Origin of the sequence: Halomonas aquatica (assembly GCF_040196335.1) — a bacterium.
In the GTDB taxonomy this organism is placed as follows: Bacteria; Pseudomonadota; Gammaproteobacteria; order Pseudomonadales; family Halomonadaceae; genus Halomonas; species Halomonas aquatica.
In genome coordinates, this window is record NZ_JBEGCJ010000005.1 from 409,684 (window position 1) to 423,855 (window position 14,172).

Here is a 14,172-nt window from a genome sequence, read left to right on the forward strand (position 1 = left end):
TGGGCACGCAACCGGATAGCGGGAGGCCAGCGATCCGCCGCCCTCATCCGCCTTCCCCCTCGACGGCGACGAACCGTCACCGCCGAGGAGACTCCCCCAAACTAGCACAGCCCTGCCGTGTTGACTCAGATCAACAGGATTCTCACCGTCATCAGGCGCCGCAGGCCGCTACTCACCGATGTCCTCGTGCCACAGTTCTGGAGAGGCCGCGATGAAGGACTCCATCAGCGCGATACACTCGGGATCCTGAAGCACCTGCACCTCCACGCCACGCTCTCTCAGCAGGGCCTCCTCGCCCAGGAAAGTGCGGTTCTCGCCGATCACCACCTTCGGGATGCCATAGAGCAGGATGGCCCCGCTGCACATCGAGCAGGGCGAGAGGGTGGTATAGAGGGTGCTTTCGCGATAGATCTCGGCCGGATGACGGCCGGCATTCTCCAAGGCATCCATCTCGCCGTGCAGCACCGCACTGCCCAACTGAACGCGACGATTGCGGCCACGGCCAAGGATCACCCCGTGGTGCACCAGCACCGAACCGATGGGAATTCCACCTTCGTCGAGACCAAAGCGAGCCTCCTCGAGTGCGGCTTGCATGAAACCTTCCATTTGCTGACTCCCTGCAATGTCATGATGTGCCAAAGCCTACGCCGACCTGTCACCGACACGCCAGGCCTGCTCCCCTGCAGGCCGACCGGGCCCAGCACTGGATGCAGGGCACCGACCATCCCGGCTATGATACAAGTACGTGCCCGCTACCGGGCGCCATCTTACTGCTTCTCGGGAGTCGCCATCGTGGCTAGCCAGACCCGCGTGATCACCTTCTATGACGAGCGAATGCTGGACCACCAGCCCGACATCGAGGTGCCCTTCCTGCCCGACCGCATGGACAAAAGGATCCGTCAGCTGCTCTCCGGGCTCGGCGCCCCCTGGAAATATCCGGAGCATCCGGGACGCCTGAGCGCCATTCTCCAACTGCTGGAGCAGGAACCGATTCCCGGCCTTGTCTTCGAACCTGGGAGAGCCGCCACCCGCGAGCAGCTCGCCCGAGTACATACCACCTCCTACCTGAACGAGATCTTCAGTCTGCGGGGACAGAATGCCTGGCTGGATGTGGATACCACGGCGGTCTCGCCTGGCAGCATCGAGGCCGCCGAAGTGGCCGCCGGCACCTCAATCGCCGCCGTAGAGGCGGTCATGGAGGGCCGAACCGAGACTGCCTTTGCCCTCGTACGCCCACCCGGCCATCATGCCGAGCCGGTGCGGGCGCGTGGCTTCTGCCTGTTCAACAACGTCGCGGTGGCCGCCGCCCACGCGCATGAGGTCCTGGGCTGCCAGCGGGTGATGATCATCGACTGGGACGCCCATCACGGCAACGGGACCCAGGATATCTTCTGGGCCGATCCCGATATCCTGTTCTTCGATATCCATCGCGCCAGCCCCTTCTACCCTGGCTCGGGTCATCTCGATGAGGTCGGCGCCGGCCGCGGCGAGGGCACCATCATCAACGTCCCGGTCCCCGCGGGCAGCGGCGACGAGGCCTACCTCAAGGCCTTCCGCGACATACTGGCCCCCGCGGCGGACTGGTTCCGCCCAGACCTGATCCTGGTCTCGGCGGGCTTCGATCCGCACTGGCACGACCTGGCCCTGAATGTCTCCTACGAGGGATTCGGGGCCATGACCGGCCTGCTTCAGTCGCTCGCCCGCCATCACTGCGACGGCCGCCTGGTTTTCGTGCTGGAAGGTGGCTACAACCTCGAGTCGCTCTCGAAAGGCACCCACGCCGTGCTCTCTGTGCTGGCCGGCGAGACGCCCCCCGAGCCTGGCATCTGCGGGGTGGCCGAGGTGGAGGCAGCCGCGGCCTTCCATCGCAGCGCCTTTGTCGAACAGGATGCGGAAGACGGGGCCGGGGCGCCGGGCACCTGACCATCACAGGCTGCCCCGTCTGGCCCTGGCGCCGCGCTCTCCCCTGCCGGGGATGAACCCTACTGACAGCACGGCTCGGCCCGGCGAGGCACCGGCATGATCCGTCCGCAAGCCTTTGCCAGGCGGAGCCTGCCGCTCCCGAATGGATGAATTACCGATGGACGTATCGCTGCAGAAGGTTACACGAGAGAACTTCGAGTCCGTCATCGCGTTGGAATTGGCGACATCCCAGCGCGACTATTTGGCCGGAAACCTCTATTCCCTTGCCGAATCGTCACTCCACTCGACCTACCGGCCTCGCGCCATTGTCTGCGACGGGGAAGTGGTCGGCTTTCTCATGTATGAGTCGTTCGACCAGCACGGGAGGCCACCGGCCTACAGCATCTTTCGCTTGATGGTCGACCGGCACCACCAGGGCCGAGGCATCGGGTACCGGGCCATGCAGCTCGTGCTGGACGAGATCAGGGCCCAGGGACCCTTCGAGCGAATCGCGATCTGCTATGTGCCCACCAACCGGGTCGCCCGGGATTTCTACGCCAGCCTCGGTTTCCAGGAGGCGGGGCTGAGCGAGGTGACCGGCGAGGTGATCGCTGAGATCCGCAGGTGACGAGGGCCACCGCCGACGCTCCCGATGCTTGACAGGCTTGACCACCGGCTGGCCGATGGCCGACGGATATGGCCGCTGAACGTGGACGGCGGCGGCTTCCAGTGGAATTCCCTTCACACAACGCCTGTTTCGATGCCAGGGCAGAGAGCACACGGCGTAGAGTAGACTCCAACGGAGAGGACGTGTGATGCGACAGGCGCGCTCCAGCGACAGAGGCCATGCGGGTCTCGCGCCGCCGCCAGACGACCACGCTTGAGATCACAGGGGACGCCATGCCGGCCGGGACACCACGACTCTGGCGCAGTCGCCTTAAGAACGGCCTGCAGACCATGCTGATCATGGGCGGGCTGGCCCTGGTGCTGGCGGTGCCCGGCTACCTGCTGGCTGGCGGCGTCGGGCTGCTGGTCAGCCTCGGCGCGGTGGTGGCCGGGGCCCTCGCCAGCAGTTGGGTGCCGGCCCGAATCATCCTGGCCGATGCCGGGGCCGGCCTGCTCGAACGCCACCAGGCGCCGACCCTCTACCGTCTGCTCGACACCCTCTACCGGCGGGCCGGCCTGGGTCGCTCGCCACAGCTCTTCTACACGCCCTCGCCGGACCTCAACGCCTTCGCCGTAGGCACTCGCCACAACGGCGGCATCGCCGTCACCGAGGGCCTGCTGAGCGTGCTGACGCTGCGCGAACTGGCCGGCGTGCTCGCCCATGAGGTCAGCCACCTGCGCCATGGCGATACCCAGGTGATGTCAATGGCCGCGGCCATGACGCGCCTGACCCTCTTTCTCACCACCGTGCTGCAGATCAGCCTGCTGCTGATGCTGCCGATGATCCTGGCCGGGGAGTTCCGGCTGCCCTGGGGGCTGCTGCTGGTCGTGGCGTTCGCCCCGAGCCTCAGTACCCTCCTGCAGCTGGCCCTCTCCCGCAACCGCGAATACACCGCCGACCTGGACGCCGTGGCCCTGACCGGCGACACCGAGGGCCTCGCCTCGGCCCTGGCCGTGCTGGAACACCACCATGGCCGCTGGCTGGCCACCCTGTTCGGGCGCCATCCGCCCACCGGCATCGACTGGCTGCGCACCCATCCCCCGACGCGGGAGCGGATCCGCCGCCTGAAGGCCGCCATGGCGCCGGGCCAGGCCCCCCTGCATGCGCCCCATGGGGACCACGCCGAGGTCCCGCCGGTCATCATCGAACGTCCCAGCCCTGTGGGCCGACGCTACTGGATCCGGCGCCGCTGAGTTGCGCCCAGGTCCGAATGGTGGACTTGGAGGCGGACCTGAGCAGGGCCAGGTCACTATCGCTCAATGACGATGTCGATGATGGTCCGCTGGGTCGCGTCGATGGTGAAACGGACCTGACCGCCAGGCATCACGTCTTGCAACAGACTCGCGGGCTCGACCTGATAGCTCATCACCATCGGCGCCATCAACCCCGGTATCTCCTCGTGATCAATGACGAACCGGCTCGCACGCTTGTCCACGGCGACCACCACGCCGCGTCCTTCATGAAGCCGCTTCTCTTCACCCCCGACGGCGTGCTGCTCCTCGTGAGCATGCGCTTGGCCGCCCTCGCCGATGATGAGCCGGCCGTGCATCCCCATCTCGTCATGCGTCTCCACGTGGCAGTGAAAGTCGAGAGTAATGTCCCGGTCGGGAGTCACGAACCGGGCAACCTGCGTGTCGGGACCGGTGAACTCGAGCGTGAACATGGGATTCAAGCCCGGCAGCATCAGGGCGTGGCGGACCGCATCCACGTTCTCGAAGACGATCTCCACTTCCTCGCAGGGCTCCGCGCGCAGCACGCGGGGCTCGAAGGCGAATACCTCGCCGGCACGCGAAAACCGGGTGCCACCCTGGACCCGAATCCGCCGGAACCCCCGTGGCTTTTCGCATGCGTCGGCGACGATGCGATGACCCTCGATGGAGCTGCGTTGCGGCAAGGGGGGCATCGTCGCCTCCCGGGACACATAGTCGAAAGCGCCACCAATGGGCGCTTTCTCTGACCATCCGTAGGCATACTCCTCGGGAGTCGTGTGGAAGATCTCCGGATCGAAGACGGGGATCTCGCCGCGGTAGTAGGCCGGATCGAAGTATCGATCCAGGCTGGTCGCGACTTTCGGCAATCCATCGGGACCGACGAACTCTTCATAGGTAATGGCCGTTATATCGCCGCCGGGACTGATCCCTTTGTTGGAAACGGTGGACTCCACGTGATCGTGCATGAGCCACACCCCCGGTCCCGAGGCGTAGGTATCGTCGCGGCCCGTTCGGAGCTCGAGATCAACGCGCTGCGCCGCCCCGATCGTGAACACGTCCCGTGTGACCTGTGCCTCCGGCGACAGGGGGTAACCGTCCAAGTGGGTGAGCACCGGGTGATGGCCGTGTGTGTGGAGCTGCATGGTGCGGGCGCCGGCGTTCAGCACCCGCAGCTTGACCCGCTCGTCGGTGTCCACCTCGATCAAGGAATCCCGCAGCGTATAGGGAAATGCGCGACCATTCAGGAGAAAGATGTTGGGGCGATGCTGTGTGGAATCGTATTCCCGGTGCATACGCTGCTCGATCTCGCGGGGATCGTGGTATGCGGCCGGAATACGATTCAAGCGCGCATCGATGTCCATGTAGACGAGCGAGTACTCTCGTTGGTAGTGCTCCTGCGCCGCTTGGCTCAGCTCAGTGATACGCCCCGCGCCCGGAATGAGGCGCGCAAACTCATTGTCGGGCCGATTCGGCTCGATGATGAGCATCCCCACGAGCCCCATGGGCACGTGCACGTCCGGCTGCACATGGCAGTGGTAGAAATGCGTGCCGGGGTTCGTGGCGATGAATTCATAAGTAAATGCCTCCCCCGGGTTTACCGGTGGCTGGGTAAACACGGGCACCCCGTCCATCTCATTGGGATGAATAGTGCCATGCAGATGGATGGTATGCGGAAAATAGTGCGTGTTGCGCAGCGTGATCCTGACGCGGTCGCCCTGCTCCACTCGGATGGTCGGACTCGGGGTGCGCGCCGAGGAGACCATACCCCGTCCTTCAGGAGCGAACACCCAAAAGGTCACGAATTCACCGGGGTAAACTTCCTCCTGGACCTCGATGATTTCCAGGCTGATGTCCACCTCATCGGCATCACCGTCCCCGTCCAGATCCCGCCCGAGTTGCACGGCCTCAGGAACGCCCATGGGCGAAGCCAACTCCACCCCGTGACTCTCGGCCCACGCTTCGCCGAAAACAAACAAGGCCATTAGCGCAAGCAGCGTGCGCATGATCATGAAAACCACCTCCAGAGCACGGGCGGGGACACTCGCGCTCTGGCCCCACCCTCACACTTTCATTCGCGCGGGTGTATTACTGACCCATGTGGTGAAAGTGCAGCATATCGGCCGCGGTTGCGTAGCCGTGTGCGCTGTCGGCCTTGGCAATGGCCCGGGCGTGATCATAGGCTCCCTGCGGCTTCTCGTGGTTATGTTGAGCCGACGAGAGCAGCGACTTGGCATCGTCAAGCAGCGCATGCACGAGCGCCCTATCCTGCTGCTCCATCGACTCTGCCATACCCTCCATGTCTGCAGACACCTTGTCGATGGTCTTCTGGGCTGCTTCGAAATGCTTGGGGCACTCGAAGGCCTGTACCGAACTGGACAACAGTATGGCAATGGGGGTCACGAGAACAAAGGTTAGTATTTTCTTATTCATGTTATTATCTCCCGGCACAAAGTGCGATTTTTAGTAAGGTAAAGCGTTACAGGATATTATCTTTCAGTCAGGCCAGTTCTTTCTTTCGCAGAAAGCCATTTTATAGTCGGCACCTACATTCATGACAGAAATGACGAAAGACCCTCATGCCAATCGACTCTTGAACGATAAGAAGCACCTCAAAGCGTTTTCACGCAGTGTCGTTCGTCAGATACAGCACGCTGGATCAGATTAGTCTAAAGCTGAAAATTAGGCCAGATGCGAAAGCCAAGCACACTCTGATTGTTCCATTTAAGTGCCCCCTCCAGGGCTGCACAAGCTGTAGTGCAGAGATCAGGAGGACGAGAAGAGCAAAGCCGCCCCGGTCATCATCGAACGTCCCGATCCCATGGGCCGACGCCACTGGATCCGGCGCTGCTGAGTTGCGCCGCCAAGGCGCAAGGCCTCATCCTGTCCATTCTGTTCCCACCACGAGAGAGCGTCATGAGCGACACCCCCAAGCCCTGGAACCGCCCCATGCCCGACCCGCAGTTCGACCTGATGCGGCGAATCCTGGCCGCCCCCAGCCCGGTGGGGCTGGAGGGCGCGATGACCTACGGCGTATTGAAGCCCCACTTCGAGGGCTTCGCGCCCGGCGACTGGCAACTGCAACAGTTCAAGGGCCACGCGGGCGTCGTGCTGGACACCCACCCGGGGCGGGACGACCTCTTCAAGGTGATGATCATCGGCCACGCCGACAAGATCCGCATGCAGGTGCGCTCGATCGGCGAGGACGGCAAGATCTGGATCAACACCGACTCCTTCCTGCCTACCACCCTGCTCGGGCACGAGGTCAAGCTGTTCAGCGAGGACCCCGCGGCCCCGGGGCAGTATCGGGTGATCGAGGGCGGCACCGTGGAAGCCCTGGGCGCCATCCACTTCTCCGACCCATCGGTGCGCGACGGCAGCAAGGGCCTGAAGAAGGAGCAGATGTACCTCGACCTGCAGATACACGGCGAGAACAAGAAGCAGCAGGTGCTGAACCTCGGCGTGCGCCCCGGCGATGCCATCCTGCTGAACCGGCCGATCCGCCCGGGCTTCAGCCCTGACACCTTCTACGGCGCCTACCTGGACAACGGCCTGGGCTGCTTCGTCACCGCCGAGGTGGCGCGACTGATCGCCGAGGCGGGCGGTACCGAACAAATCCGCGTGCTGTTCGCCATCGCCAGCTACGAGGAGATCGGCCGCTTCGGCAGCCGGGTGCTGGCCGGCGAGCTCCGGCCAGACGCCATCATCGCCGTGGACGTGAACCACGACTACGTGGCCGCCCCGGGTATCGGCGACCGGCGCATGCAGCCGCTGGAGATGGGCAAGGGATTCACCATGTCGGTGGGCGCCATCGCCAGCGAGCAGCTCAACCGGATCATCGAGACCACCGCCCGGGAACAGGGCATCCCCATGCAGCGCGATATCGTGGGGCCGGACACCGGCACCGACGGCATGGCCGGGGTACTCGCCGCCGTGGACTGCGCCGCCACCTCCATCGGCTTCCCGATCCGCAACATGCACACCATCTCCGAGACCGGGTACACCAAGGACGTGCTAGCGGCGATCCATGCCATCACCCATACCGTCCGGGCCCTGGATGGCCTGTCGGACCCGCACCGCGAGTTCCTCGACAACCATCCGCGCCTCGACCAGGCCGGGCCGCTGGGTCACCAGGGCGCCGACACGCCCGAGGAGAAGAAATAGGCGCTCAGGCGAACGCGCGAAGCACGTCCGCGAGCGCCACTTCCAGCACCGGCGCCAGGGCGATGGCGTTGCTCTCGTGGTCGATGGCGTCGGTGCTCCATACCTCCCCCACGCCGGCGGCCCGGATCACCGCCAGGGCATCACCGGCGAAGAGCGCATGGGTGACGGCCACGTCCACGGACGCCGCTCCGGAGGCCAGCAGCGCCTCGGCGGCGCGGGCGAGGGTGTGACCGGAGCTCGCCACGTCGTCCATCAGCACCACCTGGCGGCCCCGGATGTCGACCTCGGGCAGCGCGATCACCACGTCCCGGTCGCCATTGCGGGTCTTGCGGCCGGTGCCGTGATCGAAACCGGTGATCCCGGCGGCCTGGCGCACCCACTGCAGCGCCTCCTCGTCGGGCCCCAGCAGCAGAGGATTCTCGCGCCTGGCGGCGATCAGCTCGGCCAGGCGCGGGGCACCGGAGAGCGCGATGGCGTGCTCGAGGGGAATGGCCTGGTCGAGGCGATCGATGCGGTGTAGGTGCGGGTCCACGGTGATCACGGCATCGAACAGCTCGGCGAGAAAGCCGCCGATGATGGTCTGGCTGACGATCTCGCCGGGATGGAAGGCGATGTCCTGGCGCATGTAGGCCAGGTAGGGTGCCACCAGCACCAGGCGCCTCACGCCCTGGCGCCGCGCATGGCGGGCCACCAGCAGCAACTCGACGAGCTTGTCGTCGGGACGGTCGAGGCTGCGGTAGAGCACGAGGACCTCCGGGAAGGCTCCCGCCTGATGGTAGGGCAGCGTGAGCTTGAGCTCCTCGTCGGGGAAGCGGTGGCGCTCGACGGGGGCCGCGGGCAACCCGGCGGCATCGGCCAGGCGGCGGGCGGGGCCCGCCTCATCGGGGAAATGCAGCAGCGCGGTGGTCATCAGGCCTCCTGGTCAGAGCTCGACGTTGAGCCGGGTGATCTCGGCCGGGGTGCCCAAGGTGAAGCCGCTGTCGCGCTCGGTGAAGCGGTGCGCGAAGGTCAGCTCATTGGGATAGGCGGCATAGACCCGATAGAGGGGCTGGCCGGCCTCCACGCTGTCGCCTATGCGCACCATCAGGTCGACCCCAGCGCCGATGGCCTTGGGGGCGCCGGCCAGCCGGGCGATGCGCGCCAGCGAGAGGTTGTCGATGGCGGTGACCACGCCGCTCCCGGGGGCCTGCACCTCGAAGGTGTGCGGGGCCAGGGGGGGATGGTCCGCATCGAAGGGCTTCTCGCCCTGGGCACGGATGATGTCCATCATCTTCTGCAGCGCCCGGCCGGAATCGAGGATGTCCCGGGCGATACCAAAGCCGTCACCGCCGCGCATGTCGGGGTCAAACTCGAGCATGCGTCCGGCCAGGCGCAGCGACTTCAGGCGCAGGTCGACGGGGGCCTCAGGGTGGTTAGTAAGCACTTGCATCACGTCCCGGGCCTCCAGGGCCGGGCCGATGCCGCGCCCCACCGGCTGGCTGCCGTCGGTGATCACGACGTCAAGGGTCATCCCCATGCGCTGGGCCACGAACTCGAACAGCTTCCGAAGCCGTCTCGCCTCCGGCATCGAGCGCACCTTGGCATGCGGCCCCACGGGAATGTCGAGCAGCAGGTGGGTGGAGCCGGCGGCCGCCTTCTTGGAGAGGATGGAGGCGACCATCTGCCCCGCCGAGTCGATGGACAGGGGGCGCTCCACCGAGATCAGCACGTCATCGGCGGGGGACAGCTCGCTGGTGCCGCCCCAGGCGATGCATCCCCGGTGGGTCCGGACCAGCTGTCCCAGCTCCTCGAAGGGCAGGTCGACATTCGCCAGCACCTCCATGGTGTCTGCGGTACCCGAGGGCGAGGTGATGGCGCGGGACGAGGTCTTGGGGCAGAGCAGGCCATGGGCCGCGGTGATAGGCACCACCAGCATCGAGGTACGATTGCCGGGTATGCCCCCGATGCAATGCTTGTCCACCACCGGATGCTCGCGCCAGTCGAGCTGTCGACCGACCCGGCTCATGGCGTCGCTGAGGAAGAAGACCTCCTCGCGGTCGAGCTCGTTCTGGTCACAGGCCACCACGAAGGCCGTGAGCTCGATCTTGGAATAGCGCAGTTCGGCAATGTCCTGGATGATGTGACGGAAGTCCTCGCGGTAGAGCCGCTCGCCCCCGATCTTGCGATGCAGGGCGGGAATCGAGGCCGGGGGCTCGGCCTGGGAGACGCTGACCGGATGGCCCTCCTCCACCCCCAGCATGGTGAAGGCGTCCTCGGAGAGGCCGAGCTGCTGGCAGTCGACGATGGCGGTGTCATCCACCACGTTGAGGCTGGCCAGGATGCGTTGGCCGTTGGCGCGGATCTCCACCTTGGAGAGCGCCTGAAAGCCCTCGGCACGATAGAGGGCGCATTCGCGGTGCAGGTAGGCCACGTTCTCGCGGTAGGTGTCGATCCCCACACGGCGTAACGTTAGCGGCGTGAGGGTATCCTCCAGCGGCGCGCTCTCGGGGGAGGTATTGTTCATGAGACCTTCCTTGCTCGGCGCCCGGTGAGCCGGGCACATGTCACCCTGGTGACGGATGGCCCCATCCTAGCAGCGCCCCGCGGGGGCGTCATTTGACCCGCGACATGGCGGGCCGTGGCGACGGAGCAGGGATCACGCTAGGCTGGCGGTACGCCCGACGATAGGAACGCCCAACGTGTTCGCTGCCCCCTTCGATACCGGCCACCTGTGGGCGGTGGCCATCACCACGATCACCGTCCTGGTCTGCATCGTGATGCACTATGAGGTCTCGCTTCGCCTCTGGCAGCGCCTGGAGCGGTCGCGCAACTCCCTGCGGACCCGTTTCCTGATGCTGAGCTTCGTGCTGTTCGGCACCCACGTCGCCCAGATCTGGCTCTTCGCCCTCGCCATGGCCCTGCTCGGCGAGCACCCGCTCAGCGGTGGCCTGGAGGGCCTGGGCACCCTCAAGTTCCTCGATTACGTCTACTTCTCGGCGATCACCTACACCACCCTGGGCTACGGCGACCTGATCCCGACCGGGCCGATGCGCTTCGTTACCGGCACCGAGGCGCTGATCGGCTTCATGCTGATCACCTGGTCGGCCTCGATCACCTTCCTCGAGATGCAGCGTCACTGGTCGGCCCACCGCGAGCGCTGAGGCGCCGTATGCACCGCTACGGGCGACGGCAGTAAGGCCTCGGCCGGCGACTCGAACCAGTGCCGCGAAACGGCCTATGCAGTTTCAGCTGTCGGCCAAAAGCGGATGTTTAGTGAGTTGATATAATGCTCCAAACACCGGCTCAACTCTGCTGCGGCCGCGTGCTTGGGCTCGTTAGACGGCATTAAGCGTCAGTTCACGTCATAGAGAATTTAATATTTCTTTGCGTTTAGCTTCATACTCAGCTTCCGTAATCAGGCTCTTGCCCTTTAGTTCATTAAGGTCACCCAGGCGGGAAGCAACACTCGAACTCCTAGGTGATTTGGTTTTTATGGTTGATTCGTTGCTTGATGGGGCTCCCAATTTAAGTCCAAGTAGTGCAGCTTGCATCTTCGACAGAGCGTCATTCATCGCCCGCTTTCCGGCAACACCATGGTCACTTAAACGCTCAGCTGTTTCAGCGGTACCAACTCCAACAACACGAGGAGCCGCTATTACTGTCCCGCTTTCATCACGAATGCTATTTTCAAGGTCGACGGTGAAATTGGTTGGTGGCCAAGTGAAAAACCCTGTGCTGCCCGAGCTAGTCACTATTTGCGGCTGAATAACATAATCAAGCCCTAGCTGCTTAGTTCGAGAATAATCAGGAGTAGAACGCAACTTCACCACGCCGGAGTAAACATTGGACAACACTCGCTCGTACCCAGTTTCAATGTCACGATATGGGAAGTATCTGACATTGTCTCCTCCGCCACCTGGAGTTGTCACTTCAAGCGAGAGAAGCTCAGAGGGTATGTAATAGCCAACACTCACAGACCTGTTATCAAAACCATGAGATAGGCTCTCAATATTGGCGAGTTCTGGTGCAACATTAATTCGGTGTGCGCACCCGGACAGTGCTCCAACGACAGCAATCGACAAAAATATTTTTAGTAACTTCATTTTCAATTTCCCAATTTTTTCCTGTAATAGCCTAACGCCGCGCTCTGCGGTAACTTTTTAGCGCAGCGGAAAGGTTGTCCGACAGCAGCGCCTGGTTAGCCATTTGAAAGTTGCGATACCCTTTGGATAATCTCTAAAATTTCGCACCTTTCTATGCCATCGTCATTATATTTTGATCTTTCTTTAATTTGCTCAGCTGTCATTTTTGGCCAGAATCGCTCCAATACATCGTCTTTTCTAACCGTCAATGCCGTTGCAATTTTCTTTTTAGCATCACATGTATCTGTATATTCAATAGTCATGTTATGAGAAGCTTGGAAAAGCGCAGGATCCAGATAGTTCTCCGGTTCTCTTTTCCTGGTAAGGAGCGCCATCTTTCCTTGCTCCCTCAGTTCATAAATTTTGGCCACATTCCTTGGGTTCTGAATTGGGTCACCCAAATCAGAATCCATCAGTATTCCCCAATCGAGCCCCAATTGATCAATAAGTTTCTTTGACACCCAGTGTTTTAGATTTCCACAACCACCAATAGGAATGCATGCTATGCCCAGTTCAGACAACGTGCTGCCAATGTCGCCATTATTTCTTAATTGCTCAGAAGAATGGTTAATAAACGTGACATCACTATGACCTTCAACTAATAGAACTCCCTGAGATGACGCAATCTCACTTTCAGGAAGAACTCCTAGACTGTTTGCAACTTTTTCAAGCACGTCATCGGAACCGCTTGTTATTGCAGGAATATTGTTTTCGTCTTTTTCTATGAAACGAATAGACTCTACAGGAAGGAGCCCAGCCAACGCCGGGACGTGTGTTGTTAATAGAATTTGGCAGTCCGGCCTGCATGCCAAAGAAGTCAAGGCTTCAATCAGCATAATCTGATAGCTCGGATGCTGAGAAGTTTCAGGCTCTTCAATAGCATATATAACTTTCGGAGAGCTATTTTCAACTCTAACTTTTTCCGCTTCCGCTCTAAAAAAGTTTAGCAAAATTAATCTTCTAACTCCGCTACCCCGTTTATTAATCGGAACACCACCTTCGCCATCTAAAGTAAAATTAAAGCTCCATTTTGGTTTATCCTTAAATTTTGGCTGTAATTCCGATGCAAGTGCCGGGTCCATTTCTCGTAATTTCTCTTTCGTACGATCAGCAACCTCTAGAACTGATTTTTCAATCTTCTCCTGTAATTCATCAATTTCTTTTTGGAGAGACTTTTTTGCTTGTTCTACAGCAACTTGAATTGGGTTTTTTGCTTCAGGATCAGAATCGCTACTCTCTCTATCGGCTTTGAATAAGGCAAAAGTAGGCATTTCCGACTCAAGTTTTTTATATATGTTTTTGGAGTCTTTTTCTAATGCGCTTACGTCTAAATATAAGTCCGCTAACTCTAAATCGTCAAATTTCTTCCAAATAGCTGAGCGCCATAAACTGGCAACCCGCTTATCCTCTACACTTTCATCGACACCAAGCTCTTTACCGCGAACCTTTAAATCAGATAACTTCAAGCCGTGAAGATCGCCGCCCCCTTCAACGGTAGGGTGCAAGCATCGAATGTAAATATTAGGCGCAGAGATCGCTTTCTGTACCTTATATATTTTTGCTACTTCGATATCACCATGAATATTTAGAAGATACTCAGCCTGAAAACTAGTTGGGTAGTTCTCATCTACGATAATTTCGTCTGATAATTCATCAAAAACACACGAGATCTCTATCTCGCCCTCATCAGCTTTTACATTTTTATCATCACTATCAATTTTTACAGATTTATTATTAAAGAAGATTTCAAGGGCTTCAAGAACTGTAGACTTTCCTGCGTCATTTCTTCCGGTAATACCCGTCAACTCGTCGTCAAATGATATAGAGGTTGTTTCTTTATAGCCCCTAAAGTTTTTTATTTTTACTTCCTTGAGTCGCATGACACCACCTTTACTTTGGTTGAGTGGCTAATAGATATTACACTGCGTGCTCGATATTTCACTTAAACATGCATGAACGTTCAACAATATTATTTTGCATGCTCACCTACCCCATAACTTTCTGAAATGCCAAAATATTAAAAATAACTCGGCAGCATTGCAACGAATAACGTGCTCACGTCCTTTTCCGGGATGTCGGTTCCGGGTCGAAAACGATCCTTCATTCGCGC

The 14,172-nt window shown here is 60.6% G+C and carries 12 protein-coding genes; 5 read left to right on the forward strand and 7 right to left on the reverse strand.

Annotated elements, in window-relative coordinates:
- Positions 1–168: 168 nt before the first annotated feature.
- Positions 169–606 (reverse strand): nucleoside deaminase, encoded by a 438-nt coding sequence (locus tag ABE960_RS13155; RefSeq protein WP_349762731.1) that lies wholly within the window; start codon positions 604–606, stop codon positions 169–171.
- A gap of 186 nt (positions 607–792) precedes the next feature.
- Here ABE960_RS13155 and ABE960_RS13160 point away from each other — a divergent pair, with 186 nt between their 5' ends.
- The 3 genes from ABE960_RS13160 to ABE960_RS13170 all read left to right on the forward strand — a co-directional run bounded on the left by ABE960_RS13160 (position 793) and on the right by ABE960_RS13170 (position 3,762).
- Positions 793–1,923, forward strand: a complete 1,131-nt coding sequence (locus ABE960_RS13160) for a histone deacetylase family protein (protein WP_349762732.1) — start codon at positions 793–795, stop codon at positions 1,921–1,923.
- A 157-nt stretch (positions 1,924–2,080) separates the two neighbouring features.
- The gene (locus tag ABE960_RS13165) at positions 2,081–2,530 is read left to right on the forward strand and encodes a GNAT family N-acetyltransferase (RefSeq protein ID WP_349762733.1); all 450 of its coding nucleotides are present in this window, start codon (positions 2,081–2,083) and stop codon (positions 2,528–2,530) included.
- A gap of 218 nt (positions 2,531–2,748) precedes the next feature.
- A complete protein-coding gene (locus tag ABE960_RS13170; protein WP_349762734.1) occupies positions 2,749–3,762 on the forward strand; it encodes a zinc metalloprotease HtpX in 1,014 nt (337 codons plus the stop codon).
- Positions 3,763–3,818: 56 nt separating this feature from the next.
- On the opposite strand, the gene ABE960_RS13175 is transcribed toward ABE960_RS13170, so the two are convergent.
- Together ABE960_RS13175 and ABE960_RS13180 are read right to left on the reverse strand one after the other, a co-directional pair.
- On the reverse strand, positions 3,819–5,789 hold the full coding sequence (locus ABE960_RS13175; RefSeq protein ID WP_349762735.1) for a multicopper oxidase domain-containing protein: 1,971 nt from the start codon (positions 5,787–5,789) through the stop codon (positions 3,819–3,821).
- A gap of 76 nt (positions 5,790–5,865) precedes the next feature.
- Positions 5,866–6,210: a hypothetical protein gene (locus ABE960_RS13180; protein ID WP_349762736.1), complete on the reverse strand. Its 345-nt coding sequence runs from the start codon at positions 6,208–6,210 to the stop codon at positions 5,866–5,868.
- 483 nt (positions 6,211–6,693) lie between these two features.
- Between ABE960_RS13180 and ABE960_RS13185 the strand changes: the two genes are divergently transcribed.
- Positions 6,694–7,941 (forward strand): M20/M25/M40 family metallo-hydrolase, encoded by a 1,248-nt coding sequence (locus tag ABE960_RS13185; RefSeq protein WP_349762737.1) that lies wholly within the window; start codon positions 6,694–6,696, stop codon positions 7,939–7,941.
- Positions 7,942–7,945: 4 nt separating this feature from the next.
- Here ABE960_RS13185 and ABE960_RS13190 read toward each other — a convergent pair whose 3' ends face one another.
- Complete coding sequence (locus ABE960_RS13190; RefSeq protein WP_349762738.1) at positions 7,946–8,851, reverse strand: ribose-phosphate diphosphokinase; 906 nt, start codon at positions 8,849–8,851, stop codon at positions 7,946–7,948.
- A 12-nt stretch (positions 8,852–8,863) separates the two neighbouring features.
- Positions 8,864–10,444: a thymidine phosphorylase family protein gene (locus ABE960_RS13195; RefSeq protein ID WP_349762739.1), complete on the reverse strand. Its 1,581-nt coding sequence runs from the start codon at positions 10,442–10,444 to the stop codon at positions 8,864–8,866.
- A gap of 175 nt (positions 10,445–10,619) precedes the next feature.
- On the opposite strand from ABE960_RS13195, the gene ABE960_RS13200 reads away from it, so the two are divergent.
- Complete coding sequence (locus ABE960_RS13200) at positions 10,620–11,081, forward strand: potassium channel family protein (protein WP_349762740.1); 462 nt, start codon at positions 10,620–10,622, stop codon at positions 11,079–11,081.
- A gap of 201 nt (positions 11,082–11,282) precedes the next feature.
- On the opposite strand, the gene ABE960_RS13205 is transcribed toward ABE960_RS13200, so the two are convergent.
- Both ABE960_RS13205 and ABE960_RS13210 read right to left on the reverse strand, forming a co-directional pair.
- Positions 11,283–12,023 (reverse strand): SHOCT domain-containing protein, encoded by a 741-nt coding sequence (locus ABE960_RS13205; protein WP_349762741.1) that lies wholly within the window; start codon positions 12,021–12,023, stop codon positions 11,283–11,285.
- 95 nt (positions 12,024–12,118) lie between these two features.
- Positions 12,119–13,942 carry an AAA family ATPase gene (locus tag ABE960_RS13210; protein WP_349762743.1) on the reverse strand — a complete coding sequence of 608 codons (1,824 nt, stop codon included), beginning with the start codon at positions 13,940–13,942 and terminating at the stop codon, positions 12,119–12,121.
- Between the last annotated feature and the right edge of the window lie 230 nt (positions 13,943–14,172).